This is a genomic window from Serratia sp. 201 (assembly GCF_037027545.1).
Lineage (GTDB): Bacteria > Pseudomonadota > Gammaproteobacteria > Enterobacterales > Enterobacteriaceae > Serratia > Serratia bockelmannii.
The window spans coordinates 292,023-317,274 of the sequence record NZ_JAXCHC010000004.1 but is presented as its reverse complement, the minus strand read 5'-3'; the positions used below and the strand labels follow the sequence as shown (position 1 = coordinate 317,274).

Below are 25,252 nucleotides of genomic sequence, written 5' to 3'. Positions count from 1 at the left end.
CATGACGCAGCGCGCTCAGGATCTGGGCATCATCATCGGCCAGGGCACGCCCGGCCCGCTGAACGCCATCACCGACGTGCCCGGCGTGCGCGTCGGCCATGCCAGCATTCATGCCGACTTGGCGGACGGGCGCAGCGTGCGCACCGGCGTGACGGTGATCGAACCGCGCCCCGGCTCCGCCCGCCACGCGCCCTGCTTCGCCGGCGTGCACGTGCTGAACGGCAACGGCGACGCCACCGGCCTGGAATGGGTGCGCGAAGCGGGCTTGCTGACCAGCCCGATCGCCTTCACCAACACCCACAGCGTGGGCGTGGTGCGCGATGCGCTGATCGCGCTGGAGCGTGAAACGCTGCCCGCGGGCGACAACGCGGTGTATTGGAATATGCCGGTGGTGATGGAAACCTTCGATGGCCTGCTCAACGACATCAACGGCTTTCACGTCAAGGCCGAGCACGTGCGCGAGGCGCAGCAGGCGGCCCAGGGCGGCTTGCCGCAGGAAGGCGCGGTCGGCGGCGGCAGCGGCATGATCTGCCATGAATTCAAAGGCGGCAGCGGCACCGCCTCGCGCCGCTTGCCTGCCGATCAAGGCGGCTGGACGGTGGGCGCCATCGTACAGGCCAACCACGGCAAGCGCGAGTCGCTGCTGGTCGGCGGTTACCCGGTGGGCCGGCATCTGAGGCATATCCCCTCGCCGTTCACGCCGCAGTTGCCGCATCCCGGCATGGGCTCCATCGTGGTGGCGCTGGCGACCGACGCGCCGCTGCTGCCGCACCAGTGCGCGCGGCTGGCGCAGCGCGCCAGCATCGGCGTCGCCCGCACCGGCGGCGGCACCGAGGATTCGAGCGGCGATATCTTTATCGCCTTCGCCACCGGCAACGACGGCCTGCCGCCCGCCGACTACGCCAATAAAGGCGATTTCACCACACCGCTGCGCATGGTGAACAACGACTACATTTCGGCGCTGTTCGCCGCGGCGGCGGAAGCGGTGGAAGAGGCGATCGTCAATGCGCTGCTGGCGGCCAATACCGTCAGCGGCAACGGCCATCGGGCGGAAGGGTTAAGCGCCGAACAGCTGGTGACGGCGCTGGAGAAGGCCGGCTGGCGGCGATAAACAACGCGGGGCGCGGGTTAACGCGCCCTGACCGTCAGGATTCGCCGCCCGGTTTAGGCGTCGGGTAGTCGTAATCCAGCCGCAACGGTTCGGCGTAGACGCTGTTCCACAGCTGTTGGTACAGCTGGTCCAACCGCCCGCTCATCGCCGCGCTGTGCATCACCAGCTCCAGATTGCGCGAGTTGTCCAGATAGCCGCCGGTCCAGTTGCTGGTGCCCACCCAGGCGATCTCATCATCGATGGTCATCAGCTTGCTGTGGATCACGCGGGCAAACGGAATGAAGCCGCTGCTGGCCGGCGGAATGGTCACCACCTTGATCTGCACGTTCGGCACCAGCGCCAGGCTCTTCAGCCAGGCGATATCCGGCTTTTTGGTGTTCCAGTTGGCCACCATCAGCTCGATCTGCACGCCGCGCGCCGCCGCGCTGCGCAGCGCGTTGTCGATCACCGCATAGAAGGGACGGCTGCGCTCCGGGCCAAACGACAGCGGCGCGTAGTCCATCACCTGCACCCGCACCCGCCGTTTGGCGCCGGCCAGCAGACGCGGCAGCTCGGCCTGCGAATCGAGCACGCCCGCCGGGTTGTAGGCGCGCGGGCTGGCCACCAGATAGTTGCCCTGCGGCGGCGCCGTCGGCGGCGAATCGGGCAACGCCGGCACCGGCTTGTCCTGCGCCAACAGCGCCTGCGCCCGCCAGTCCTGTTCGAAGATCGCCTGGATCTGCCCCACCACTTTAGCATCGCTGATGCGCAGCCCGGTTTCGTGAATATGCTCCAACGCGCGCCAGTCGAAATTCTGGCTGCCGACAAACGCCTGCTCGCCGTCCACCAGCAGATATTTGGCGTGCAGGATGCCGCCGCTCAGCTTCTGGTAAGGAATGATGCGCAGCTCCAGATTGGGGATCGCCTTCAGCTGTTCCAGCGTTTCGGCGGTAGAAATGCGAATGCCCTTCTCTTCCACCAAAAAGCGGATTTTCACCCCGCGCTCACCGGCCGCCTTCAGGTGCTGCAGCACACCGTCCAGCAGCGAACCGTCCTGATTCGCCACGTAGAACTGCCCCAGATCGATGCGGGTTTTCGCCGCGTCGAACATCTCGCGCCACACCTCGGCGGTGTTGCGCAGGTCGTCGGCCTGCAGCGCGGTTTCCACCGGCGCGGTGTACACCAGCTCGTAACCGGGAATAGCAAAACGCGCCGCAGCGCTCTGGCTCAACATCAACAAACAACCGCTCCACAATGCCGTATAAAGGCGGCCGAGCGGCCGCCGTGCTGGATGGCCATTAGGCATAGCGCGGCGCTCCGCTGTCAACCCATTGTTCGCCGCTGCCGCTCTCCGGACGGCTGGCCGGCTGACCGGCGCGGATCAGCAGCACCTTCAGCAGTTCGTTGATGCGCTCCATACGGCTCTGCAGGAAGTTGTTGGCCACCAGGCACAGCAGCGCGATGGCGATGCCGAGGCCAGTGGCGTACAGCGCGGTGCCCATCCCGGCCGACACCAGGCTCGGCTCGGACACCCCCGAGGCGGCCAGCGCCTTGAAGGTTTCGATGATCCCCATCACCGTGCCGAGCAACCCCAGCAGCGGCGCGGCGGTGACCACGGTTTCCAGCAGCCACAGGCCGCGCGCCATCGGCGGCTTGCTCAGCAGGTACTGGGCGTCGATCAGATCGCCGATCGCCTCGCGGTCGCCGGCGCGGTGCTTCTGCGCCAATACCGGCGCGATCACCGCCATCGGCAGGCTGTTGCGCTGGGTCAGCTCGTCCGGCAGATCGGCGGCGCGGCGTACGTCCGGCGTCAGCGCCTGCTCCAGCCGGCGCGCCTGGCGTTGGGTATAGGCGAAGTACAGCGTGCGTTCGATGATGATCACCAGCGCGATCGCCAACGCGGCGTACATCACGTAGAAAATAATGTCGTGCAACAGATTGGCGTCCATACAGGGCTCCTCTTCCCCGCCGCCGGGCAGGCGGCGGGGTATTCAGTTAAAAGGTGGCTTCCAGCGAGACGCTGAAGGTGCGTTCTTCGCCGACGTTGTAATACGGCGTGCTGGCCTTCACGCCGCCGTACGGCGCCGCGTTGAAGGTGGTGGTGCGCACCGAGGTCAGGTATTCCTTGTCAAACAGGTTGCTGATGCCAAAGCGCAGCGCGGCGCTTTTGACGATTTTCTTGTCCACGGGCAGATGCACCCCCGCCGCCAGATCGAACACCGTGCGGCCGCCGATCTTCTCGTCGTTGGTCAGATCGCCGTAGAAGGCACTGACGTACTTGCCGCTGACGCTGCCGTAATACAGCCCGTCGTCATAACCCAACGTCATGTTCAGCAGGTTTTTCGGCACGTTCGGCACTTCTTTGCCGGAGGTCGGCAGCGGCTGCCCGCCGTTGCTGACGATGTCGCTCTTCTGCTTCGATTGGGTATAGGTATATGAGGTGTAGTAGTTGAAGTTATGCGGCAGTTGGCCGCTCCACTCCAGCTCCAGCCCTTTGTTCTCCACATTGCCGATGTTCATCATCTCGTAATCGCCGGCCGAGTTGGTGGTGGAGATCTGGCGATCGCTGTAGCGCATGTAGAACAGCGTGGCGCTCAGCAGCATGTCCTCTTGCTGGAAACGCCAGCCCAGTTCGTGGTTCCAGCTGAGTTCCGGCTTGGTGCTGAGCGAGTCGCCGACGTTGTACAGCACGTAGTTTGGCGGCGTGCGCATGTTGCGCGTCAGGTTGTAGAACACCTGGTTTTCCTGGTTCACCTTATAGCTGGCGCTGAAGTTCGGCAGGAATTCGTGATAGGTGGCTTTGCGCTTCTCCGGCACGTTGTACAGGCTGCCGCGGTTGTCCCCTTTGCGCTCCACGTACTGATAGGCCAGGCCGCCGACGAAGGTCCAGTCCGGCGTGGCGAACCAGGTGTCCTGCAGCCACACCTTCTGCGCCGGGGTGATGGTGTACTGGTTGCGCCCCTGCACCGTATTGCCGTTGGCGTCCTTCACCTGATCGGATCCGCCCGGTTTGCCCGAGATTTGCGCCGGATTGCCATCATCTTTGATGCTGATGAACGGTTGGGTCTGCAGCTGGCGCGCGCGCTCGTACCAGTAACCGATGTCCAGGCTGTGCTGATCGTTGATGTCCCACTTCAGCTTGGTGGTGATGCCCGGCCGCCAGGTTTGGGTCCACGACGGGCGGTAATAGGTGTTGGACTGCAGGTTGCTGAGGTCATACTGCCCGGCCTTGTCCGACGTGCTGGACAGCACCGAGGCCGTCTGGCCGTTGAAGCTGCCGCCGTTGCCCCAGTAGTAATACGGTTGCAGAGTCAGCGACAGGTTATCGCGCAGCTGCAGCTTCTGGGTGAACGACAGCGTGAAGGTTTCGAACGGGTTGCGTTCAATCTTGTAGTACTTGTTCAACTGCCCTTTGCTGTTGTACTCCGGTGTGGTGACGTAGTCGGTGTCACGGCCGTCGTTTTGGAACTGCGCCTTGCTCAGAGTGTTGTAGTTGGTGTTGTTCTGGCGGTTGTACTTCATCACCAGGTTGCTGCTGTTGCCGTTGCCGTCTTCGTACAGCGAGTTCATCTCGAACTTGTCGGAATACAGTCGCCCCTCGCCGCGCCACTTCTTCGCCTCGGTGTGCGAATAAGAGAGCCAGTTACTGAAGCCGTTGTACTCGCCGGTCTCCAGGCGGGCAAAGGTTTTGCTCAGGCTGTTGCTGCCCAGCGTTTGCTTGACGAAACCGCCGAAGTCTTTCGCCGGGCGGCGCGTCACCAGGCCGATGTTGCCGCCGCTGGAGCCGATGTGCGGGCCGTCCGCTTCGGAAGACCCTTGGGTGACGAACACCTCCTCCAGGTTTTCCGCATCGCCCAGCAGGTTCGGGTATACCGCGTAGTTGCCGGAGTCGTTGATCGGAATGCCGTCCATCGACAGGCCGATCTGATCCGAGTTCATGCCGCGCATGGTGTAGTCCACGCCACTCAGGCCGCTGGCATCGTTGCTGTTGACGTTCAGGCCCGGCGTGTATTTCAGCTTGTCGATGGCGTTGGCCGCCGACGGCATTTTGTCCATCGCCTCTTTGGTGACGGTAGAACGCGCCTTGGCGCTGTCATCCTGCACCATCATGCCGCCGCCGAGCGACTGCCCCTTGACGCTGATGGTGCCGACATCGGTGGCGTCGGCCGCCAGCGCGGCGCCCGGCAGCATCGCCGACATCACCGCCAGATAGATCCCAGAACGATTAAACGATTTCATTGTGTGCATCCCATAAAAATCAAACGATTAACCCTTGCGCTAAGGCGCCTGATAATTGAACGTTGCGGTAAATCTTTTGGTTGTTTGCCCGGCGAACGCCTCGCTCGGGAACGGCTTCACTGAACTGATGCTTTGCAGGCTGCTCATCGCCGCGCGGTTCAGCAGCATGCTGGCGGCTTTGTTGGCGATGCCGGAAGAGAGCACCCGCCCACTGCGATCGACCTCCAGCCACACTTCGACGTTGCCCTGCGGGCGCTCGAGTGAGGCCTGACGCCCGCTTGGGTAGCGCTTGCGCTGTTCCAGCTCGCGGCGCAAGGCCAGCAGATAGCCGTTTTCAATCGCCTGCGCGTTCACCTTCGGCGCCGCGGGGGCGGCCGGTGCGGGCTGCGCCGCCGGTTTGCTGACCAGCGCGCGCGGCGCGGCGGGCGCCGGCGTCGGTTTAGGTTTCTCTACCGGTTTGGCTTTCTCTTTTACCGGCTTGGGCTTTGGCTTCGGCTGCGGTTTCGGCACCGGCTTGGCTTCCACGATCGGTTCCGGCGCCGGCACCACCGGTTCGGGGATCGGCTCCGGCTCGGGCGGCGGCGGTTCGGGCTGAGGTTCCGGCGGCGTTTCCGGTTGAGGTTCAGGCGCCGGTTCAGGCTCCACCAGCGCCAGTTCGATGGCAGTTTCGTCGTAGCGCGGCTGGATCTTCAGCGCCGCCTGCTGGCTGGCGAACAGCAGGCAACCGGCGACAATCAGCGCCGGCAGCCAGCTGAAAAGATGACGTGAGCGATAGAGCAGATACATGTCACAGCTTCCGTGTCGCGATGGAGACGGAGAAGAAACCGCCCTGGCGCAGGTTGTCCATGACCGCCACCAGCCGCTCGACCGCCACACCCTTGTCGCTGTTGACGATGATGGTGGTGGTCTGGTTGGCCTGCTGCTGTTGCTTGAGCGTAGTGACCAACGCGCCGAGCGCGATCGGCTGGCCATCCAGCTGCAGCTGTTCGTCGGCCCCCAGCGTGATAATCGCTTTCTTCTGCGGTTTCAGCTGCTGCGCACTGCCGGCGGACGGCAGCTGCGTTTTCAGCCCGAGCGCCGGAATGACGTTCAGGCTAATCAAGACGAAAAACACCAATAAAAACATCATCACGTCGATCATCGGGATCAGTTCGATGTGCGCTTTGTTCTTTTTCGGTTCGTTCCAGTTACGCATGACACTCCCTCCCAAAAGCGAAGCAGCCAATATAGGAGGGGTATGTTTACCTTTTGTTACGCTTGTGTGATCTTATTTTCACAGTGTGGTTTTTTTGCGAGAATTTTTTCAATGGCAGGCGATAAGGGAGAAGATATAACTTATTAATTAGCGATAGTTTTTATTGGAATAATTGCGATATGGGTATTTCAGAGAGCCAAAGCCAGAGAGGATAATGTGAGAATAGTGACAGCCCAAACGGTCACTACAACAAGACCTCAAGCCCGTGCTTACGTACGATCGAAAGCAGCTTAAGCGACACGCCGCCGGGCCGTTTCACCCCCGTCTCCCACTTCTGTATGGTCGATACGCTGGTATTCAGATAACGGGCAAAAACCGGTTGGCTTAAACATAGCTGCTCACGCAAGGCTTTGATCTCTTGGGGCTGTAACATCTCGACCGGAGCAAGGCAAGACTCGTCGAAACTGCGTAGGGTTTCCAGAGAAATGGCGCCAGTACGATGCAATCCTTCAGCCGCGCTGTGAATCGCCTCAAAGGCCGGACTCCGAAACGTTTTTTCCTTCTTCATGGCAAATCTCCATCCATTCGTTCTTTACGACCAAGGATTGGAGCATTTCGTCGCTCAACGCGCCAAAATGCACCGCCAACTTGCGAAAAGCTTGCAATTCCGCCCCAGAGATATTGGCCTGGACCTGCTTGGCAAACAAAAAAACATACACCCAATGCCGACCGTTTTTCGCTAATACCAACGCACGGTCCCGATTGTGATTAAGACGTTTTTTAAATACACCACCGCCTAAATCCACAGCCAAACCCCGTTGTACATCGTGTACCGCCCGACATAATGCCTTATCGGTAATGCCGTGCGCCTGAGCCTTCTTGCTAAACCAACGAGTTTTAAATGTACGCATTGCAATGACTTCCCCATGAAACATAGCACTGAGTGAAATACTTTTCCAGAGCATTCCTTCTCGCCAGCATCACCTCAAACGTCGATGATGGCCACCATGGGAAACCCGATTTGCATGATGGCGCGCATCATGACTTCTTTCTGTGCAATGCTGAGGGCATCATTGCGAACGCACACGCAACAACATGTTTTACAAGCATAAAAAAAGACGCCCGCAGGCGTCTTCTTGGCATTTTCACTGAGGCCGGAAGGCTTTCAGTTCACTTTCACCGGCATACCGGAACGGGCCTTGATCGCCGCGTCCACTTCGCTCTGGTTAACACCGGCGTCCATCAGCACTTTGCCGACTGGCGCGGAAATGGTCAGCGGCACCGGATCTTTCGATTGCAGCTGCTCTTCGTTGGCCGACAGCGGGTTGTGCACTTCCACGTAGCGCGAGCCGTCCGGTTCGACGGTGGCCTTCATCGGTTCGTTGATGAACTGCACGCGGGTGCCGACCGGCACGTTTTCGAACAGGTACTTGATGTCGTCGGCGCGCAGACGCACGCAGCCGTGGCTCACGCGCAGGCCGATGCCGAAGTTGGCGTTGGTGCCGTGGATGGCATACAGGCGGCCAACATACAGCGCATACAGCCCCATCGGGTTGTCCGGGCCGGCCGGGAACACCGCAGGCAGGATTTCGCCGTCAGCCGCGTATTCGGCGCGCATTTTGGCGGTCGGCGTCCAGGTTGGGCCGTCTTTCTTGCGCTGCACGGTGGTGGTCCAGTTCAGCGGGGTGTCTTTACCCAGCTGGCCGATGCCGATCGGCAGCACCACGACGGTGTTGGAACCTTTCGGGTAGTAGTACAGACGCATTTCGGCGCTGTTGATGATGATGCCTTCACGCGGCGCGTCCGGCAGGATCAGCTGTTGCGGGATGGTCAGGGTGCTGCCGGCCTTCGGCAGGAACGGATCCACGCCCGGGTTGGCCTCCAGCATGTTGCTCAGCCCCATCTGATACTGGGCGGCGAAGCTTTCCAGCGGCAGTTTGCTGTCTTCCGGTACGGTGATTTGGATATTCTCGCCCACCAAACGGCTGTCTTTTGGCGGCAGCGGGTAGACGACGGCGAAGGCAGCCTGGCTGAATGCAACCAGTGCCGTAAACAGGGTTAGTAACGCGCGAATGCTCATTTTCATCTTCGTGTTGGTCAAGGCCACTGGCGATTATGGGTATCGGTTTCTACGGCCACTTTACCCCGTTGAATTTCAGCCGACAGCCAACGGCGCTGCGGCCTGAAAAGCCAGGGGGGTTTGACCGGATGCGCATTATATGTGCACATCAATCAAAGTGTGAACCATTACCGATGTAATATCGCAATTTTTTGTAACCTGACGCGCCACGAAGGCGATTTTTTGCGAGAACCGCCGCCTAACTGGCGGCGGCCAACGCTTCCCCCCGCCGAATGGGGATCAGATATTCACAGCGGATCGCCGCGCCGCCGAGCGGGCAACAGCCCTCCTGCGCCGGGTAGAAACGCTCGATATCCTGCCCCGGCCGGCGGATGGCGTTCATCTGCGGCATGGCAGTGTCATACAATCGGACAATAAAGTTTTGTAACCCTTCCGCCTGCCCCTGATAGGTGAAACGGGCATACTCCCCCTGTTCGATAGTCACCCGCTCCCCCATCGCCCCTTCGTCCGGCAAAGCGGCGGTATACGCCATACGCGGGCAGCCCCGGCGTTGCCTGTCGACCTCCAGGCTGGTGAGGCCGTACACCACCTCCGGCAGCGCCTGCGGCCGCAGCAGTTGCCGCCAGGCATGGCGGCGCAGCTCGCACTTGGAGTCCGCCAACTGCCCTAGCGTGAAGCTGCGGCGCTGGGTGTTGCCCACCAGCTGCATGGCGGGCAGCGTCACGATGTCGGCCTGCGGCAACGGCGCTTCGGTCAGCCGCAGCGGCGGCTGCAGGCCATAGCTCGACCAATCTTGGCTGCGGCGATAGCTGGCCGGCGGCAAACCGAATTGCTTGCGGAAGCAGCGGGTGAAGGTCTGCTGTGAATCGAACTGGTAAGTATCGGCGATGCAGGCCACGCTGGTGCCGGTCAGGCGCAGTTCGCGCGCGGCGGCGGTCAGCCTTCTGCGGCGCGCGTAAGTGCCGAGAATATGGCCGGTATGCTGCTTGAATATCCGCTGCAAATGCCACTTGGAGTAGCCGGACTTGGCGGCAATGTCGTCCAGCGTCAGCGGCTGATCCAGGCTCTGTTCGATCCAGGCCAGCAGCTGTTCAATCACCTGTTGCTGGTGCATGGTATTCCCCTTATTTGCTCAGTAATGTCTGCGCCAGCATCCGGCCTGTGGCTTCATCGGTGGCCACCAGTATCGGATAACCCCAGAATTTGGCGCCGTATTCGGCGAATTCTTCCGCCGCCGCGCGTTTGGCGTCGTCCGGCTCCAGCATGATCATGCCTTTCACCCACTGCTTCAGCGCCTCGCGGTTATCGCGTTTCCACAGCGCCACCTGGGTGCGGGCATCGCGATCGTGCTCTTCACCTTCATCGCCGACGCTGCGGTCGGTCATCAAGACAAAGGGTTCGGCGCGCGCCAACAGCGCGCTGAATTCAGCCAGCTCGGCCTGGGTATCGCGCCCGTTTCGGCGCATCCACACCAGCGGAAAAGTGGCGGTATCGAGTGACATAATCAGTTTCCTCGCGAAAGGGTTTTAGGACTGGCGCTTACTTTATCGGCACCGACGCTAGACCACATTGCGCAATCAGGACATAATACTTTTCAATTCCGCCAAATTGAGAATTATTCTCATGAAAGTACAGATCCCTCGCCGCAATCTCGATATCGATCAGGTGCCGCGCCCGCTGTTCGCCGTACAGAGTTCCACTATCGAACAGGACTGGGAAGTCGAGCCGCACCGTCATCAAAAGGCGCAGCTGATCTATACCGTGCGCGGCATGATCCGCTGCGAAGTGGAAAACGGCCTGTGGCTGGTGCCACCGCAGTGCGCGCTGTGGATGCCGGGCAACGTGTTGCACAACGCCCAAGGCGCCGGCTCAACGGAAGCTTACTGCCTGTTCGTCGATCAACACGTCGTCGCAGGCTTGCCGCAAAGCTGCTGCACGCTGTCGGTCTCGCCGCTGCTGCGCGAACTGCTGCTGCAGGCCACCACCTTCGAGCCGCTCTACGACGAACAGGGCGCCGAAGGGCGCCTGACGGCGGTACTGCTGGATCAGCTGGTGGCCGCGCCGATCGAGAATCTGCACCTGCCAGTATCAGACGACGCGCGCATCCGGCAGTTGACCGAAGGCATGCTGAGCTGCCCGGCGGACAAATCCACCCTCGGGCAGTGGGCGCAGCGCATCGGCATGAGCGAGCGCTCCCTCAGCCGCACCTTGCAACAGCAGATGGGCATGAGCTTCGGCCACTGGCGGCGCCAGCTGCACGTGATGCTGGCGCTGCAGCGCTTGACGCAGGGCGAGAGCGTACAGACGGTAGCGTTGGATCTGGGCTATGAAAGCGCCAGCGGCTTCGTCACCATGTTCAGAAAGGCGGTGGGCAAACCGCCGGCGCGTTATCTGGCGGAGCGCAACGCCTCCGGGCAACCCCTGGGCGGCGCGATCAGCATGTGAACGGCCGGCGTATGCCGGCCTGGCAAGAGGCGGATCAGAAGTCGTAGAACACCGTAATCCAGGTGGAGTCCGGCTCGTTGTCGCTGCTGTTGGCCAGCGTGCGCTCCACATACACCGACAGACCGTAACCAATGGTGGTGCCCGCGCCAAGGTAAACGTGGTTGGCGTGATACGCCTCGTCACCCTTCAGCCGCAGCGAGTCCGCCGCCACGTAAGGCTGGATCGATTTGAGGAACGGCTTGTCGATATTGAAGGTGTAACCAACAAAACCTTCCAGCCCGTAGCCGTCACCGGCGAAGAAGTGCGACAGCGTGCGCTGGCGGGTGCTCGGCACATAGTCTTTGTAATAGCTGGCGGTGCCGACGATGTACCAGTTGTTCGGCTGCCAGGTCAACGCGGTGCCGGACAGCTGCTGGTGATAATCCTTTTCGCTGTACAGATTGTCTTTGATCTTCGCATCGGTATAACTGTAGGCCGCGCTGAAGGTGAAGTCTTTCGTCACCTTGTAATCGAAGCCCAACCCACCTCCGCCCTTGCGGCGGTAAATCAGGTTATCCGCAGTGTGCAGATCGTCTTCCGGCAATAAATAGTTGGCATACAGCGTCACCGGCCCGAAATCATTGGTGTACTTGATGCTGTTTTTCGGTTTATTGCCGCCGTCGTAGTCGCCGGAAATACCGATACCGGTGCCGCCCGCATGGCCATCGTTATCCCAGACGTCGCTTTTGATGCCGACCACCGAATAATAGATGCCGTATTGATGGCCGTAGGTCAGGGTACCGTAACGATCGTCCTTGAAACCGGCGTACAGCTGGCGCTGATAGTCGCGCTTGCCGTCTTCGTTATAGTGCCCGTCCCAGCTGAGCGCGTGCGCAAGATCCACGCCCCACTCGTAATAGCCGATGATCGAGGTGTCCTGCGTCAGCGCATAGTCGCCGCTGAAGCGAAAACGCGTGCCGCCGTCGTGGCCGTTTTTGTCATAGCCCGGCTCCGGGCCGTTATTGAAGATCCACTCGGGGCGAATGCTGCCGCCCACCTTTAAACTGAGCGGCGCCAGCAACACATTACTCTGCGGGTTTTTATCCAGAATGGTGATCTCGGCCTGTGCGCCGGCGGATAACGCCGACAGCAAGACGCCGCCAATGAATATTGGCGTTGTATTTTTTCTCATTATTACCCCTGCCCGAAAAAATTATTGTTATAAACACGGTGGTCTTAAGCCACGCGGAAATAATTACCCGATGTAAACAGCGCACGCAAGATATAAAAATTCACGTCATAATCTGCCATTATTCCAGGTTGGCTTTATTTTCAGCATAAACGTGTTCATCTGTAACGCGAAGAAAAACAATGTAATAACCGCAGCACGAAATAAACCAATCCGCATCTTTTATCCAAAATAACCCGGCGTGATTATCCGGGAATAAAGATAGCAAATAACAAATAAATATTATTGCCGCAGGTAAACCGTCACGCAGGGGAATTAACTAAAGGCGGGAAATAACGACGGAGCGCGTTGCGCGCTCCGGGAGAGAGAATTCACTACTGCGCCAGCCAGCCGCCGTCCATGTTCCAGGCAGCGCCGCGCACCTGCGCCGCCGCATCACTGCACAGGAACAGCGCCAGCTCGCCGAGCTGCTCAGGCGTGACGAACGCTTGCGAAGGCTGCTTCTCCGCCAACAGCTCATCGCATGCCTGCTGCGGATCGGTCCCGGCGGCAATGCGTTTGTCGATCTGCTGCTGCACCAGCGGCGTCAGCACCCAGCCGGGGCAGATGGCGTTGCAGGTGACGGGCGTGCGCGCGGTCTCCAGCGCCAGCGTCTTGGTCAGCCCCACCACGCCGTGCTTGGCTGCCACATAGGCCGACTTGTCTTTCGACGCCACCAGCCCGTGCACCGACGCCACGTTGATGATGCGCCCCCAGTTGCGCTCGCGCATCCCCGGCAGCGCCAATCGGCAGGTGTGGAACACCGCCGACAGGTTGATGGCGAGAATGGCGTTCCATTTCTCCACCGGGAACTGATCCAGCGGCGCCACGTGCTGAATGCCGGCGTTGTTCACCAGAATATCCACGCCGCCGAACTCGCGTTCGGCATAGTGCATCATGTCCGCTATCTGGCCCGCATCGCCGAGATCGGCGCCGTGATATCCCGGCGCGGCGCCCAGCCGCGCGACCTGCATTTGCGCCTGCTCCACGTCGCCGAAGCCGTTGAGGATCACGCGCGCGCCGGCGGCGGCCAGCACGGATGCTATCCCGAGGCCGATGCCGCTGGTCGAGCCGGTCACCAGCGCGGTTTTGCCTTGTACACTCATGGTATCGCTCCTTTAAACAATGCCGGTCAGGTAGAACACGCCGATCACGAACAGCACCGCGGCGCTCTTGATCAGGGTGATGGCGAAGATGCCGCCATAGGCCTGCCGGTGGCTGAGGCCGGTGATCGCCAGCAGGGTGATCACCGCGCCGTTGTGCGGCAAGGTGTCCATGCCGCCGCTGGCCATCGAGGCCACCCGATGCAGCACCTCCAGCGGAATGTGTGCCGCATGGGCGGCGGCGATAAAGCTGTCGGACATCGCCGCCAGCGCGATGCTCATGCCGCCGGAGGCCGAACCGGTGATGCCGGCCAGCAGGGTGACGCTGATCGCTTCGTTCAGCAGCGGGTTGGGGATTGCCGACAGCGCCTGCGACAGCACCAAAAAGCCCGGCAGCGCGGCGATCACCGCGCCGAAGCCGTATTCGGAGGCGGTGTTCATCGCCGCCAGAATTGCGCCGCCGACCGCCGTCTTGCTGCCTTCCGCCAGCCGGCCGCGAATATTGCGAAAGCCGAACACCACCACCAGCAGAATACCCGACACCAGCGCCGCTTCCACCGCCCAGATGGCGGTGATCTTCGCCACATCGGTGGTGATGGGCTTGGCCAGCCCCGGCAGCGTCAGCTCATGGCTGGCGCCGTACCACTGCGGGATCCAATGGGTGAAGCCAAGGTTGAATACCCCGACCAAAATCAGCGGCAGGATGGCGATCAGCGGGTTCGGCAGGTTGATGTCGTCCGGGGTTTCCGGCTCGTTCAGCAGATCGGTACCGTAACCCTCCCCCTTCAGCTGCGCCTTGCGCCGCTGGCGTTCAAGATACAGCAAACCGACCGCGATGATGAACAGCGAGCCGATCAGCCCCAGCCAGGGCGCAGCCCAGGCATTGGTGCCGAAGAAACTGGTCGGGATGATGTTTTGGATCTGCGGCGTGCCGGGCAAGGCGTCCATGGTGAAGGAGAAGGCGCCGAGCGCTACGGTGGCCGGGATCAGCCGCTTGGGGATGCCGCTCTGGCGGAACAGCTCGGCGGCGAACGGATAGACCGCGAACGCCACCACGAACAGCGACACCCCGCCGTAGGTCAACAGCGCGCACACCAGCACGATCACCGGAATGGCGTGGCGTCGGCCGAGAATACGGATCGCCGCCGCGACGATCGAACGGGAGAAGCCGGACAGCTCGATCAGCTTGCCGAACACCGCCCCCAGCAAGAACACAGGGAAGTAGAGCTTCACGAAGCCGACCATCTTTTCCATAAACAGCCCGGTGAAGGTCGGCGCCACCGCGCCGGGATCGGTCAACAGCACCGCGCCCAGCGCGGCGATCGGGGCGAACAAAATCACGCTGTAGCCGCGGTAGGCGGCCAGCATCAGTAATCCCAGTGCTGCCAGGGCAATCAAAACGCTCATCAGGCACCTCGCTATCGTTGTTATTGTCAGGTACGGCGTGCGAAATTACGGTTTCAGCGCAAAGCGCAGCTGATGCGCCCGTCGCCGTTGAATGCGTTCCTTGCGGGCTTCATCCCAAAGATAAAATCCCCGGCCGCTGCGCTGGCCGGTATCGCCGCGCCGCAGCCGCTGTTCCACCAGCGCCATCATCTCGTCGCCGGTCGCCAGTTCCGGGAACAGGTGGCGGGCGATGTCCGCCACCGTCGCCAGCCCGGTCATGTCGGCGGCCTCCAGCGGGCCGACCATGGCGTAGCGCCGCCCCAGCGAGGCGCGCATCACCTGATCCACCACCTCGGCGCTGGCGATGCCGCTGTGGACGATGTGCAGCGCCTCGCGCAGCACCGCAAACTGCAGCCGGTTGCCGACAAACCCCGGCGCGGCGCGTTCCAGCAGCACCGCCTCCAGCGCCATCCCGCCGAGCAGCGCCTGCACCGCCGCCAGATGGCGCGGATCGGTGGCGCGGCCGGGCACGATCTCCACCAGCGGGATCAGGTGCGGCGGGTGCCAGAAGTGGGCGATCAGCAGCCGCTGCGGATGGGTCATGCGCGCCGCCAGCTCGTCCGGCGGCAGGCCGCTGGTGTTGCTGGCAATCACCGCGTCGTCGGCGATCAGCCCCTCCAGTTGCTCATACAGCGCGTGCTTCAGCTCGAGCCGTTCCGGGATCGCCTCGATAAGCAGCCGGGCGCGCGCCACGCCATTCAGATCGCCGGTCACGCGCAGGCGCGCCAGCGCCGCGTCGCGCTCACCGCGATCAAACTGCCCGACGTCGCTCAGCTCGGCCAGAATGCCGCTCGCTACCGCCGGCGCTTCCTCCCGGCGCTGCGGATCCGGGTCATACAGCAACACCTCATGGCCGTGGCGAATAAAGTGGGTGGCGATACCCACCCCCATCAGCCCGGCGCCCAGTACCGCATAGTCAGATGACTGCATGGTGCCCTCCTCGGTTGTTTACGGGCGCTCTACCGCCAGCGCCACCCCCTGCCCGCCGCCGATGCACAGCATCGCCAGCCCTTTGCTCACCTCGCGGCGCTGCATTTCGTACAGCAGCGACACCAAAATGCGGCAGCCGGAGGCGCCGATCGGATGCCCCAGCGCGATCGCTCCGCCGTTGACGTTGACCCGCTCCGCCTCCCAGCCCAGTTCTTTGCCCATCGCCAGCGCCTGCGCGGCGAAGGCTTCGTTAGCCTCGATCAGATCGACGTCCTCCAGCCGCCAGCCGGCTTTCTCCAGGCAGCGGCGCGCGGCCGGCGCCGGGCCGATGCCCATGATCGCCGGATCGACCCCCGACGAGGCGTAACCGGCGATGCGCGCCAGTACCGGCAAGCGCAGCGCGGCGGCTTTTTCCGCGCTCATCAGCAACACCACGGCGGCGCCGTCGTTGAGCGACGAGGCGTTGCCGGCGGTCACCGTGCCCTCTTTGCGAAACGCCGGGCGCAACCGCGCCAGCGCCTCCAGGCTGGTGTCGCGCGGCTGTTCGTCGCGCTCTACCCGCAGCGCCTCGCCCTTCGGCTGCGGCACCGTCACCGGCGTAATCTCCTGCGCAAAACGCCCGGCCTGCTGCGCCGCCTGCGCCTTCTGCTGCGAGCACAGCGCAAAGCTGTCCTGCTCGGCGCGGCTGATGGCGTATTTCTCCGCCAGGTTCTCGGCGGTGATGCCCATGTGGTAGTCGTTGAACGCGTCCCACAGGCCATCGTGGATCACGCTGTCCACCATCTGCGCGTGACCGAGGCGCAGGCCGGCGCGCGCGCCGGCCATCAGGTAAGGCGACTGGCTCATGCTCTCCTGGCCGCCGGCGATCACCGCGTCGGCGTCGCCGCTGCGGATCGCCTGCACCGCCAGATGCACCGCCTTCAAACCGGAGCCGCACACCTTGTTGATGGTCAGCGCCGGCGTCGTCACGGGCAGCCCGGCATTCAGCGCGGTCTGGCGCGCCGGATTCTGCCCGCAGCCGGCGGTCAGCACCTGGCCGAGGATCACTTCATCGATCTGCTGCGGCGCCACGCCGCTTTGCGCCAGCAGCCCCTGCACCGCCGCCGTGCCCAGTTCCACCGCCGTCAGCGGCGCCAGCACGCCGTGAAAACTGCCGACCGGCGTGCGCGTCGCCGCCACAATCACCACTTCACGTTGTTGCACATTCACCTCCCGTTTCAGAAACGCATTTCCGGCACATGCTCCGGCACGATCAGCCGGCCGGCGGTTTTGGCGACAATCTCCGCCACGCTGACGCCCGGCGCGCGTTCGCGCAGCACGAAGGCGCCCTCTTCAATTTCCAGATAGGCCAGATCGGTCAATACCTTGCGGATGCAGTTGGCGCCAGTCAGCGGCAGCGTGCAGCGCGGCAGCAGCTTGGACTCGCCGCCTTTCGCGGCGTGGGTCATCACCACGATGATGTTCTCCGCCCCCGCCACCAAATCCATCGCGCCGCCCATGCCCTTGACCATCTTGCCGGGGATCATCCACGAGGCGATGTTGCCCTCGACGTCCACTTCAAACGCCCCCAGTACGGTCAGATCGACGTGGCCGCCGCGGATCATGGCGAACGACTGCGCCGAATCGAAGATCGACGCGCCGAGGCGCGCGGTGACCGTCTGCTTGCCGGCGTTGATCATGTCGGCGTCCAGCTGCTGCTCGGTCGGGAACTCGCCCATCCCCAGCAGGCCGTTTTCCGACTGCAGCATCACGTCCATGCCCGCCGGCACGTAGTTGGCCACCAGCGTCGGGATGCCGATGCCCAGGTTGACGTAGTAACCGTCCCTCAGCTCTTGCGCCACGCGCTGCGCCATTTGTTCACGGGTAAGCATGCGAATTCTCCTTATGCCCGCAGGGTGCGTTGTTCGATACGCTTTTCGAAGGTGCCCTGAATCAGCCGATCGACGTAGATGCCGGGGGTGTGGATCGCCGCCGGATCCAGCTCGCCCGGTGCGACGATCTCTTCCACTTCCACCACCGTGATGCGCCCGGCGGTCGCCATCAGCGGATTGAAGTTCTGCGCGGTGTGGCGGTAGATGACGTTGCCGAAGTGATCGGCCTTCCAGCCTTTCACGATGGCGAAATCGCCGGTGATGGCGGTTTCCATGATGTAGGGGCGGCCGTTGAACTCGCGCACCTCTTTGCCTTCGGCGATCGGCGTGCCGTAACCGGTGGCGGTGAAGAACGCCGGGATACCGGCGCCGCCGGCGCGGATCTTCTCCGCCAGCGTGCCCTGCGGCGTGAGATCCACCTCCAGCTCGCCGCTGAGCGCCTGCTGCTCGAACAGCGCGTTTTCACCGACGTAAGATCCCACCACCTTGCGGATCTGATGGGTTTCCAGCAGCCGCCCGAGGCCGAACCCGTCGACGCCGCAGTTGTTGGAAACCACCGTCAACCCGCGCACGCCGCGCCGGCGGATCTCTTCGATCAGATTCTCCGGGATGCCGCACAGGCCAAAGCCGCCCGCCAGCACCGTCATGTTGTCCGTCAGGCCTGCCAGCGCTTCCTGGTAGCTGCCGACGCGTTTGTCGAGCCCTGCCATATCGTTGCCCCTGCATGTTGCGGCGCAGGGCGAAATGCCCTGGCTTGCGTGAGGGCATCTTCAGGTCACAAAAATGATTTGTTAATTTTGTTTTTATGCCGCATTCATTTAGAATTTTTATTAATCAGTCGTTAACCGACAATTAACAAAGAGTTAACGAAAGCCAAAATGAAAATGAGCATCAAACAGTTACGCGCGTTTTTAGCGGTAGCTCACACTCTGAATTTCGCCCAGGCCAGCGAGCGGCTGAATATTTCTCAGCCGGCGCTCAGCCTGGCGATCCGTGGGCTGGAGGACGCGCTGGGCGGGCCGCTGCTGTTGCGCACCACCCGCCGAGTGACGCTGACGCCGGAGGGGGAAACCTTCTTCCCGATGGCGCGCCAGCTGCTGGCGGATTGGGACAACGCGGAAGAGGCAATGCGCCAGCGCTTCACCCTGCAGATGGGCAAGGTGGCGCTCGCCGCCATGCCGTCGTTCGCCGGCAACCCGCTACCGCCGATCCTCAAGGCGTTTCGCGATCGCTACGCCGGCATCAACGTGGCGGTGCACGACGTCATCAACGAGCAGGTGTTTGAAATGATCCGCGAAGGGCGGGTGGAGATGGGCATCGCCTTCGAGCCGGAGCCGAGCGACACCCTGCACTTCACCCCGCTGTGCCGCGATCGCTTTCTGGCGGTGGTGCCGAAGGATTCGGCGCTGGCGCGCAAGGCGCAGGTCAGCTGGAAGGAGCTGCTGACGCTGGATTTCATCACCCTGCAGCGGCCATCGGCGGTGCGGCTGCTGCTGGAGCAGGAGCTGGCCCGCAGCGGGCGAACGCTGGAGGTGGCGTTTGAAAGCCACCAGTTGGTGACGGTCGGGCGCATGGTGGCCAACGGCCTCGGCGCCAGCGCGGTGCCGGCGCTGTGCGAGAAACAGATGGATGAGCTGGGGGCGGTCTGCGTGCCGCTGATCGGCCCGATTATCGAACGGCGCGTGGGCCTGATCCGCCTGGCGCAGCACCAACTCTCTTCCGCCGCGCAGGCGCTGGCGACGGTGATCGAACGAGAAATGGCGGGGAGTGGCGGGCAGCCTGCGCTTAAACCGTAAACCCGACGTGCTTGCCGCCCGGCAGCTCAACGTCCAGGCGCAACGTGCCGCCCATCGCTTCCACGTAGCCACCAACTACAGCGGCATTATTGGGCCAGACATCAAAAAACGCTATGAATGGGTATTGCGAGCTTTCCTGAAAAATCCAAAGAACCGGAACACCTTATTATGACAAGACGTTATCTCTCTTTGCTGTGCGTACTGCTACTGAACGGCTGTCAATCCACTCAGCCCTGGTACCATCCGTTGGATGTCTCGCTCAAAGACAATCAACCTTGCTTTGCCGTGCCTATCAACAGCGTTCGCAGCGGCGACAAACTGCAAAACCGGGGAGTGATCGTCTCACGACAGGAACAACAGCAATGGCATATCGTCTGGACCTCACCAGAAATCACTCCGTTGCCTGACCTGAAACCGGGACAATGCGTCACCTATCCGCAAGTAAACTGGGCAGCGGGAGAATACTCAGTCTTGCTCGGCATCTCGATGAATAACGACACGGAAAGGCGTAAATACATGAAAAAATTCAACTTAAGAATTAATCCCAAGGGAGAAATACAGCTACAGTAAGGAGACTGGGATTATTTATTCCCCCTCCACCGCCTGCACCGCCGCCTTCTGCGTGGCGCGCTGATATAAGCACAGCTCCCTGCCCGGCTGGTTTTTCATAAACGGCTGCGGGTAGCGCCCACCGATAAACAGCGCCGAATAGCCGACGTCGTCACCGTAGTGAATAATCTCCCCTTCCACCCTGGCGTTTTTTAGCCCGCTGGCTTTCAGGCAGGCGGCGCGCATCGCCCGTTCGCTCTCGGCCCACGCCTGTGGGGAAGACGCGGTGGCGTGGAACGCGGCCAGCGCGGCGATAAGCAGCCCTATTATCTTCATCGTTATCTCTCCTTCTACGGCCCATCTCGCCAGTATAGACCGTGCCGCCCCGGCCAACCCGCCGCGCTCTTTACGGCATTTTTATTCCGCGCCCCGTTAACGTTACGGCGTTTTTACAGACAGTTTTTGCCGCCGCAGATACCCTTTTCACATCGCCGCTATGGCCTCACAAGAGAGTTGTCTCATGCATTTATCCCTGCCTCTGGCCGTGACCGGTCTTCGTTCTGGAGCGCGCCATGCATTCTAATATCATCGGCTTCAATCCTCTGCTGGCGGAGCTGCCCACATCGCCGACGCGCACCTTCCGCAAAGAGCTGGAACACTACCTGCAGCGCTATCCGGATACCGAACAGCTGGATATTTATCTGCACGATCTGAACGGCCAGCTGCGCGGCAAGCGCCTGCCGATCGCCGAAGCCTTTGGCCTGGAAAAAGGCTGCTACTTCCCGCTGTCGATCTACGCCCTGGATCTGCACGGCCGGGTGATTGAAGAAAGCGGGCTGGGGCAGCGGGCGGGGGAGCCGGATCGGCTGTGCCTGCCGGTGCCCGGCACGCTGCGCCCCTGCGCGCGCGATCCCGAACGCCACGCCCAGCTGCTGCTGACGATGCAAAACGCCGACGGCGGCGCCTGCGAGCTGGAGCCGCGTGTGGTGCTGCAACGGGTGCTGAAGCGCCTGCACGAGCGCAACTGCTTCCCGGTGGTGGCGGCCGAACTGGAGTTCTACCTGCAGGATCCGCAGCGCCCCGCCGAGGCGGAAACCTGCCCGACGCAGAGCTTCGCGGTGGATGCGCCCGAGCGCCACCATGCGCTGCTGAGCGACATCGAACGGCACGCGCGGCTGCAAAGCCTGCCGCTGACCGGCGTGGTGGCCGAAGCCGCTTCCGGCCAATACGAGCTGAATCTGCATCACAGCCGGCGCGTGCTGGAAGCCTGCGACCAGATCATGGCGCTGAAACGCCTGACGCGGCAGATTGCCGAGCAGCATCACCAGCACGCCTGCTTTATGGCCAAGCCCTGCGCCCACGCCGCCGGCAGCGGGCTACATTTCCATATCAGCTTGCAGGACGAGCACGGCGAGAACCTGCTGACCGGCGCGCCGGGCGAACTGAGCGATAACATGCAGCAGGCGATGGCGGGCATGCTGGCGCTGATGCCGGCATCGATGGCGATCCTGGCGCCCAACATCAACGCGTTTCGCCGCTTCCGCCCCGGCATGCACGTGCCGCTGCGCGCCTCCTGGGGCCACAACAACCGCACGGTGGCGCTGCGCCTGCCCTGCGCCGACAGCGCCAACCAGCGTATCGAATACCGCCTGGCCGGCGCCGACGCCAACCCTTATCTGGCGCTGGCGGTGATGCTCGGCGGCCTGTTGCACGGGCTGGAACACCCGCAGCCGCTGCCGCCCGCCGCCAACGGCTGCGAGAGCGATAACGCCGCGCCCTTGCCGCTCGGCCAGCAGGAGGCGCTGGCGCTGTTCCGCCACAGCGATCCGCTGCGTGAGCTGCTCGGCCCGGCGTTCTGTACCCTGTGGCACACCTGCAAAAGCGCCGAGCTGCGCCGCTTCGAGGAACAGGTCACCGCCGCCGAACTCGGCTGGATGCTGTAACCGACCTCCGATTCGTTAACCTAAGGATAATCATGAACATGCAACCGCAACGGGCGTCCGTGCAGCCGCTGCTCTGCTGGCGCAAAGGCGTTTTTCATATCAGCACCGATCGGCAGTTGTTGGATATCGACGCGATCCAGCGTTTCCTCAGCCTGCAGGATCGGGCGGCGGCGGAGCGCCTGGTACACCACGGCCTGTGCTTCGGGCTATACCGCAAGCGCCACCTGCTCGGTTTCGCCCGCATGGTGACCGACTACGCCACCTTCGCCTCGGTGAGCGAACTGTTCGTCAGCGCCGAGTACCGCGGCGTCGGGCTGGGAAGCTGGCTGGCGCGCTGCTGCCTGGCGCACCCGGCTTTGCGCGGCCTGCGCGTCACGCTGCCCGCTCTGCAAGCGCCCTGGCGCGCCGATGGTTCGGCGCACGCCCTGCGCGCCCTTCACTGATAAGGAGACCCTCATGTCTCGTTTGGTGCTGATTTCCAACAAGCAGTGCGACGGCAAGGATCTGGCCTGCGCCGGCCAGACGCTGGCGGCCGACGCCGAACCGGGGCTGTGGCTCGGCTGGAACGGCGACGTGCAGAATTTCGCGCAGCGCCCGATCAGTTGCCGCCAACGTGCCGGTTACGATCAGGTGACCTTCCCGCTGTCGATCGAAGAGTTCCGCCGCCACTATCAGGGCTACTACCACGACGGCCTGTGGCCGGTGTTCCACAACCAGCCGGAGAAGGCGCACTTCACGCCGGAAAACTACTGCGCCTACCGGCAGCTGAACCGCCGTTTCGCCGATATCGCCTGCGAACACCTGTGCCCGGGCGACATCGTCTGCATCGATGACTACCAGCTGCTGCCCTGCGCGCAGGCGCTGAAGGAACAGGGGCTGCTGAACGCCTGCGCGTTCTTCTTCCACCTGCCGTTTCCGTCGGCGGCGCTGCTGCGGCGCATCCCGGAACATCGCCAGCTGATCGCGTCGCTGCTGTTCTACGATTTGATCGGTTTTACCACCACCGACGATCGCAACGCCTTTCTCAGCTGCCTGGCGGGCGAATTCCCGCTGGAGATGCTGCCCGACGATCAGATCCAGGCCAACGGGCATCTGTTCGCCACCGGCATTTTCCCCGCCGGCATCAACGGCAGGCAGGTTTATTAATGTTACGGCGCGCGGTATTCAGGCGCGCCGTTTTATTTCGCCGTGATTTATTTTCACCGTATTTACCGCCATCAAAATAGGTTATTTTATTTTCTGAATATAGCGATTAAAAAATAAATATTCATCCTGTTACATATCAACCGTAAAAACCCTACACCGCCAATTGCTTTTTATCAGCAAAACACATTACCCTCTCCGTGCCATATTTAAACCGAGGAGGGCCCTATGGGCGATGAAAGTTTTAGTTTTATGCTAATGCTATTGGGCACCTTTCAGTAATGCCATCCACGTTGCATTCTGAAAGATACGGAATGCGGCAACCGCTCCCCTTCTGACGGCCTTTCCCGCTCTGCCTGCCCGCCCATCGCCCCGCTGCGAAAACAACGTCTGTCTCAACCGCTACAGCGGTATTTATCTGGTGTCGCCGGGCCTATTACCCGAGCGGCGACGGATTTCTTATGGGAAAAATAAGGTATTGCGTTATGCAAAATAACCGGGGTACATCTATTTTCAGAAAGTCTTATTTAAATGACTTTATCGTTATCGCCATCGGCGTTTTCTTCATTGCCTTTTTTATTCGCGCGTGGGGCGACATGCACGGCGACTTCAATGAACAAAACGTCTCTGCCATTAGTCTCGATGCCTGGAACCTGCTTTATTATTCGCTCAGAACCAGCATGCGTTTTCTCCTCGGCATGGCCTGGTCGCTGCTGTTTTCTGTGGTGTTCGCCGTGCTGGCCGCGCGCTATGCGCCGCTGCGCCGGGTGATCCTGCCCTTCGTCAACTTTATGGAGTCGGTGCCGCTGGTGGGGTTTCTGACCTTCACGACCGTGTACTTTCTCAACCTCTACCCGCACAGCGTGATGGGGCTGGAGTGCACCGCTATCTTCGCGGTGTTTACCGGCCAGGCCTGGAACATGATGCTGACGCTGTATCAGACGCTGCGCATCGTGCCCAAGGAGCTGGATGAAGCCGCCCGCAGCTTCAATTACAACCCGTGGCAACGCTTCTGGCGGCTGGAATTCATCTATTCGGTGCCGGGCCTGCTGTGGAACGCCATGGTGTCGCAATCCGCCGCCTGGTTCGCCCTGGTGGCCTCCGAAGCCATTCCGGTCGGCGATCGCTCGGTCGAACTGCCCGGCGTCGGTTCCTATATCGCCGAAGCGCTGGCGCAGCAGAACGTGCCGGCGATCCTGTATGCGATCGTCGCGCTGGCCGCCAACATCGTGCTGCTCGATCAGCTGGTTTTCCGCCCGCTGGTGCGTTACACCGCCCGCTTCAAATACGAAGACGTCACCGCCAATCGCCCGCTCGGCAATCCGTGGTTTTACAACAGCCTGGCCTTCTCGCACGTCGGCGCGGCGCTCGGCCGCACGCTGCGCGCGCTGGCTGACCTGTGGCTGTTCAAGCTGCCGCGGCTGTGGTACGCCCTCGGCCTGCACCGCCTGTTTCGCCTCGCCGCCAAAGGCAATTGGCTGTGGCGCAGCCTGTGGTATCTCGGCGTGGTGCTGGCCTGCGTCTGGTTCGGTTACCGGCTGTGGGAATACTTCCCCAAACAGTACTTCGCCATGCTGCCGGAATGGATGCTGCTCACCACCGCGCGCGTGGCCGCGGCCATGCTACTTAGCGTGGCGATCTTCACGCCGCTGGGGGTGTGGATCGGCATGAATCCGCGGCTGGTGAAGATCTTCCAGCCGATCATCCAGATCCTGGCGGCCATTCCGCCCAACATTTTCTACCCGCTGATCGCCGCCTTCATCGCCATTTATCACCAGGATCTCGGCTGGTGGGCCATTCCGATGATCATGCTGGGCACCCAGTGGTACGTGTTGTTCAACGTGATCGCCGGCGTTTCCGCCATTCCAACGCAGATCACCGAGGTCAGCGAAACCTTCGGCCTGCGCCGTTTGCGCTGGTGGCGCTACTACATGCTGCCGGCGATCTTCCCCTACATCGTGACGGGCATCATCTCCGCCGCCGGCGGCGCCTGGAACAGCGCCATCGCCGCCGAGGTGATCCAGTGGGGCAGCACCACCCTCAGCGCCACCGGGCTGGGCGCGTTCATTTCCGTCGTCACCGACGCCGGCAAGAACCCGGAGTCTGCGCTGGGCTGCGCCGCCATGTGCGCGCTGGTGGCGCTGTGCATCATCTTCGTCTGGCAACCGCTGTATCGCATCGCGGAAACCAAATTCAAATATGACTGATCAAGGGG

The 25,252-nt window shown here is 62.0% G+C and carries 27 protein-coding genes; 9 read left to right on the top strand and 18 right to left on the bottom strand.

Going from position 1 to position 25,252, the window contains the following annotated elements; genetic code table 11:
• Position 1 precedes the first annotated feature (1 nt).
• Entirely contained in the window at positions 2-1,111 is a 1,110-nt protein-coding gene (locus tag WA302_RS20275) for a DmpA family aminopeptidase (protein WP_336064713.1), read from the top strand.
• Between the two features lie 34 nt (positions 1,112-1,145).
• On the opposite strand, the gene WA302_RS20270 is transcribed toward WA302_RS20275, so the two are convergent.
• From WA302_RS20270 to WA302_RS20225, 10 genes are all read right to left on the bottom strand, one after another.
• Positions 1,146-2,396, bottom strand: coding sequence for a phospholipase D-like domain-containing protein (locus WA302_RS20270; protein WP_336064712.1), 1,251 nt, complete (start codon positions 2,394-2,396; stop codon positions 1,146-1,148).
• Positions 2,389-3,039: a MotA/TolQ/ExbB proton channel family protein gene (locus WA302_RS20265; protein ID WP_019454931.1), complete on the bottom strand. Its 651-nt coding sequence runs from the start codon at positions 3,037-3,039 to the stop codon at positions 2,389-2,391. The genes WA302_RS20270 and WA302_RS20265 overlap by 8 nt, the downstream gene beginning before the upstream one ends.
• 46 nt (positions 3,040-3,085) lie before the next feature.
• The gene (locus tag WA302_RS20260) at positions 3,086-5,329 is read right to left on the bottom strand and encodes a TonB-dependent receptor family protein (RefSeq protein ID WP_049204587.1); all 2,244 of its coding nucleotides are present in this window, start codon (positions 5,327-5,329) and stop codon (positions 3,086-3,088) included.
• A 39-nt stretch (positions 5,330-5,368) separates the two neighbouring features.
• Positions 5,369-6,115, bottom strand: coding sequence for an energy transducer TonB family protein (locus tag WA302_RS20255; protein WP_033636946.1), 747 nt, complete (start codon positions 6,113-6,115; stop codon positions 5,369-5,371).
• A gap of 1 nt (position 6,116) precedes the next feature.
• On the bottom strand, positions 6,117-6,524 hold the full coding sequence (locus WA302_RS20250) for an ExbD/TolR family protein (RefSeq protein WP_049207797.1): 408 nt from the start codon (positions 6,522-6,524) through the stop codon (positions 6,117-6,119).
• A gap of 244 nt (positions 6,525-6,768) precedes the next feature.
• Positions 6,769-7,092 carry a helix-turn-helix domain-containing protein gene (locus tag WA302_RS20245; protein WP_049207794.1) on the bottom strand — a complete coding sequence of 108 codons (324 nt, stop codon included), beginning with the start codon at positions 7,090-7,092 and terminating at the stop codon, positions 6,769-6,771.
• Positions 7,055-7,435, bottom strand: a complete 381-nt coding sequence (locus WA302_RS20240; protein WP_033641319.1) for a type II toxin-antitoxin system RelE/ParE family toxin — start codon at positions 7,433-7,435, stop codon at positions 7,055-7,057. Before WA302_RS20240 ends, WA302_RS20245 begins: the two co-directional genes overlap by 38 nt.
• Positions 7,436-7,689: 254 nt before the next feature.
• Positions 7,690-8,610 carry a L,D-transpeptidase family protein gene (locus WA302_RS20235; RefSeq protein WP_025305160.1) on the bottom strand — a complete coding sequence of 307 codons (921 nt, stop codon included), beginning with the start codon at positions 8,608-8,610 and terminating at the stop codon, positions 7,690-7,692.
• Between the two features lie 232 nt (positions 8,611-8,842).
• A complete protein-coding gene (locus tag WA302_RS20230) occupies positions 8,843-9,718 on the bottom strand; it encodes a helix-turn-helix domain-containing protein (protein WP_043136214.1) in 876 nt (291 codons plus the stop codon).
• A gap of 10 nt (positions 9,719-9,728) precedes the next feature.
• On the bottom strand, positions 9,729-10,106 hold the full coding sequence (locus WA302_RS20225) for a hypothetical protein (RefSeq protein ID WP_049204575.1): 378 nt from the start codon (positions 10,104-10,106) through the stop codon (positions 9,729-9,731).
• Between the two features lie 121 nt (positions 10,107-10,227).
• On the opposite strand from WA302_RS20225, the gene WA302_RS20220 reads away from it, so the two are divergent.
• Positions 10,228-11,049, top strand: a complete 822-nt coding sequence (locus WA302_RS20220) for an AraC family transcriptional regulator (RefSeq protein ID WP_049204574.1) — start codon at positions 10,228-10,230, stop codon at positions 11,047-11,049.
• A 34-nt stretch (positions 11,050-11,083) separates the two neighbouring features.
• Here WA302_RS20220 and WA302_RS20215 read toward each other — a convergent pair whose 3' ends face one another.
• From WA302_RS20215 to WA302_RS20185, 7 genes are all read right to left on the bottom strand, one after another.
• Positions 11,084-12,220 carry a porin gene (locus tag WA302_RS20215; RefSeq protein WP_025305156.1) on the bottom strand — a complete coding sequence of 379 codons (1,137 nt, stop codon included), beginning with the start codon at positions 12,218-12,220 and terminating at the stop codon, positions 11,084-11,086.
• A 371-nt stretch (positions 12,221-12,591) separates the two neighbouring features.
• On the bottom strand, positions 12,592-13,362 hold the full coding sequence (locus WA302_RS20210; RefSeq protein WP_197759188.1) for a 3-hydroxybutyrate dehydrogenase: 771 nt from the start codon (positions 13,360-13,362) through the stop codon (positions 12,592-12,594).
• Between the two features lie 12 nt (positions 13,363-13,374).
• Positions 13,375-14,769: a GntP family permease gene (locus WA302_RS20205; RefSeq protein WP_197759250.1), complete on the bottom strand. Its 1,395-nt coding sequence runs from the start codon at positions 14,767-14,769 to the stop codon at positions 13,375-13,377.
• Positions 14,770-14,811: 42 nt separating this feature from the next.
• A complete protein-coding gene (locus WA302_RS20200) occupies positions 14,812-15,735 on the bottom strand; it encodes a 3-hydroxyacyl-CoA dehydrogenase family protein (protein ID WP_261456558.1) in 924 nt (307 codons plus the stop codon).
• An 18-nt stretch (positions 15,736-15,753) separates the two neighbouring features.
• Positions 15,754-16,938: an acetyl-CoA C-acetyltransferase gene (locus WA302_RS20195; RefSeq protein ID WP_049294780.1), complete on the bottom strand. Its 1,185-nt coding sequence runs from the start codon at positions 16,936-16,938 to the stop codon at positions 15,754-15,756.
• A 14-nt stretch (positions 16,939-16,952) separates the two neighbouring features.
• On the bottom strand, positions 16,953-17,606 hold the full coding sequence (locus WA302_RS20190; RefSeq protein ID WP_197812973.1) for a CoA transferase subunit B: 654 nt from the start codon (positions 17,604-17,606) through the stop codon (positions 16,953-16,955).
• Between the two features lie 11 nt (positions 17,607-17,617).
• Positions 17,618-18,316: a CoA transferase subunit A gene (locus WA302_RS20185; protein WP_004933280.1), complete on the bottom strand. Its 699-nt coding sequence runs from the start codon at positions 18,314-18,316 to the stop codon at positions 17,618-17,620.
• Positions 18,317-18,484: 168 nt separating this feature from the next.
• On the opposite strand from WA302_RS20185, the gene WA302_RS20180 reads away from it, so the two are divergent.
• The 3 genes from WA302_RS20180 to WA302_RS20170 are packed head-to-tail and all read left to right on the top strand — an operon-like array spanning position 18,485 to position 19,972.
• A complete protein-coding gene (locus WA302_RS20180; RefSeq protein WP_043136234.1) occupies positions 18,485-19,402 on the top strand; it encodes a LysR family transcriptional regulator in 918 nt (305 codons plus the stop codon).
• Positions 19,374-19,574, top strand: coding sequence for a hypothetical protein (locus WA302_RS25350; protein ID WP_442992108.1), 201 nt, complete (start codon positions 19,374-19,376; stop codon positions 19,572-19,574). Before WA302_RS20180 ends, WA302_RS25350 begins: the two co-directional genes overlap by 29 nt.
• Positions 19,571-19,972 (top strand): putative T6SS immunity periplasmic lipoprotein, encoded by a 402-nt coding sequence (locus tag WA302_RS20170; RefSeq protein ID WP_072070302.1) that lies wholly within the window; start codon positions 19,571-19,573, stop codon positions 19,970-19,972. The genes WA302_RS25350 and WA302_RS20170 overlap by 4 nt, the downstream gene beginning before the upstream one ends.
• Positions 19,973-19,987: 15 nt before the next feature.
• On the opposite strand, the gene WA302_RS20165 is transcribed toward WA302_RS20170, so the two are convergent.
• Positions 19,988-20,287 (bottom strand): hypothetical protein, encoded by a 300-nt coding sequence (locus WA302_RS20165; RefSeq protein ID WP_336064711.1) that lies wholly within the window; start codon positions 20,285-20,287, stop codon positions 19,988-19,990.
• Between the two features lie 236 nt (positions 20,288-20,523).
• Between WA302_RS20165 and WA302_RS20160 the strand changes: the two genes are divergently transcribed.
• The 4 genes from WA302_RS20160 (at position 20,524) to WA302_RS20145 (ending at position 25,244) form a co-directional block, all read left to right on the top strand.
• Positions 20,524-21,894: a glutamine synthetase family protein gene (locus tag WA302_RS20160; protein ID WP_049294777.1), complete on the top strand. Its 1,371-nt coding sequence runs from the start codon at positions 20,524-20,526 to the stop codon at positions 21,892-21,894.
• A gap of 32 nt (positions 21,895-21,926) precedes the next feature.
• Positions 21,927-22,337 (top strand): GNAT family N-acetyltransferase, encoded by a 411-nt coding sequence (locus tag WA302_RS20155; protein WP_025305143.1) that lies wholly within the window; start codon positions 21,927-21,929, stop codon positions 22,335-22,337.
• 13 nt (positions 22,338-22,350) lie between these two features.
• Complete coding sequence (locus WA302_RS20150; protein WP_025305142.1) at positions 22,351-23,040, top strand: trehalose-6-phosphate synthase; 690 nt, start codon at positions 22,351-22,353, stop codon at positions 23,038-23,040.
• Between the two features lie 482 nt (positions 23,041-23,522).
• Positions 23,523-25,244: an ABC transporter permease gene (locus tag WA302_RS20145; protein WP_025305141.1), complete on the top strand. Its 1,722-nt coding sequence runs from the start codon at positions 23,523-23,525 to the stop codon at positions 25,242-25,244.
• Positions 25,245-25,252: the final 8 nt, after the last annotated feature.

Coding starts and splice junctions, on each gene's coding strand:
- WA302_RS20275 (WP_336064713.1), top strand. CDS start 2: ATGACGCAGCGCGCTCAGGATCTGGGCATCATCATCGGCCAGGGCACG.
- WA302_RS20270 (WP_336064712.1), bottom strand. CDS start 2,396: ATGCCTAATGGCCATCCAGCACGGCGGCCGCTCGGCCGCCTTTATACG.
- WA302_RS20265 (WP_019454931.1), bottom strand. CDS start 3,039: ATGGACGCCAATCTGTTGCACGACATTATTTTCTACGTGATGTACGCC.
- WA302_RS20260 (WP_049204587.1), bottom strand. CDS start 5,329: ATGAAATCGTTTAATCGTTCTGGGATCTATCTGGCGGTGATGTCGGCG.
- WA302_RS20255 (WP_033636946.1), bottom strand. CDS start 6,115: ATGTATCTGCTCTATCGCTCACGTCATCTTTTCAGCTGGCTGCCGGCG.
- WA302_RS20250 (WP_049207797.1), bottom strand. CDS start 6,524: ATGCGTAACTGGAACGAACCGAAAAAGAACAAAGCGCACATCGAACTG.
- WA302_RS20245 (WP_049207794.1), bottom strand. CDS start 7,092: ATGAAGAAGGAAAAAACGTTTCGGAGTCCGGCCTTTGAGGCGATTCAC.
- WA302_RS20240 (WP_033641319.1), bottom strand. CDS start 7,435: ATGCGTACATTTAAAACTCGTTGGTTTAGCAAGAAGGCTCAGGCGCAC.
- WA302_RS20235 (WP_025305160.1), bottom strand. CDS start 8,610: ATGAAAATGAGCATTCGCGCGTTACTAACCCTGTTTACGGCACTGGTT.
- WA302_RS20230 (WP_043136214.1), bottom strand. CDS start 9,718: ATGCACCAGCAACAGGTGATTGAACAGCTGCTGGCCTGGATCGAACAG.
- WA302_RS20225 (WP_049204575.1), bottom strand. CDS start 10,106: ATGTCACTCGATACCGCCACTTTTCCGCTGGTGTGGATGCGCCGAAAC.
- WA302_RS20220 (WP_049204574.1), top strand. CDS start 10,228: ATGAAAGTACAGATCCCTCGCCGCAATCTCGATATCGATCAGGTGCCG.
- WA302_RS20215 (WP_025305156.1), bottom strand. CDS start 12,220: ATGAGAAAAAATACAACGCCAATATTCATTGGCGGCGTCTTGCTGTCG.
- WA302_RS20210 (WP_197759188.1), bottom strand. CDS start 13,362: ATGAGTGTACAAGGCAAAACCGCGCTGGTGACCGGCTCGACCAGCGGC.
- WA302_RS20200 (WP_261456558.1), bottom strand. CDS start 15,735: ATGCAGTCATCTGACTATGCGGTACTGGGCGCCGGGCTGATGGGGGTG.
- WA302_RS20190 (WP_197812973.1), bottom strand. CDS start 17,606: ATGCTTACCCGTGAACAAATGGCGCAGCGCGTGGCGCAAGAGCTGAGG.
- WA302_RS20185 (WP_004933280.1), bottom strand. CDS start 18,316: ATGGCAGGGCTCGACAAACGCGTCGGCAGCTACCAGGAAGCGCTGGCA.
- WA302_RS20180 (WP_043136234.1), top strand. CDS start 18,485: ATGAAAATGAGCATCAAACAGTTACGCGCGTTTTTAGCGGTAGCTCAC.
- WA302_RS20170 (WP_072070302.1), top strand. CDS start 19,571: ATGACAAGACGTTATCTCTCTTTGCTGTGCGTACTGCTACTGAACGGC.
- WA302_RS20165 (WP_336064711.1), bottom strand. CDS start 20,287: ATGAAGATAATAGGGCTGCTTATCGCCGCGCTGGCCGCGTTCCACGCC.
- WA302_RS20160 (WP_049294777.1), top strand. CDS start 20,524: ATGCATTCTAATATCATCGGCTTCAATCCTCTGCTGGCGGAGCTGCCC.
- WA302_RS20155 (WP_025305143.1), top strand. CDS start 21,927: ATGAACATGCAACCGCAACGGGCGTCCGTGCAGCCGCTGCTCTGCTGG.
- WA302_RS20150 (WP_025305142.1), top strand. CDS start 22,351: ATGTCTCGTTTGGTGCTGATTTCCAACAAGCAGTGCGACGGCAAGGAT.
- WA302_RS20145 (WP_025305141.1), top strand. CDS start 23,523: ATGCAAAATAACCGGGGTACATCTATTTTCAGAAAGTCTTATTTAAAT.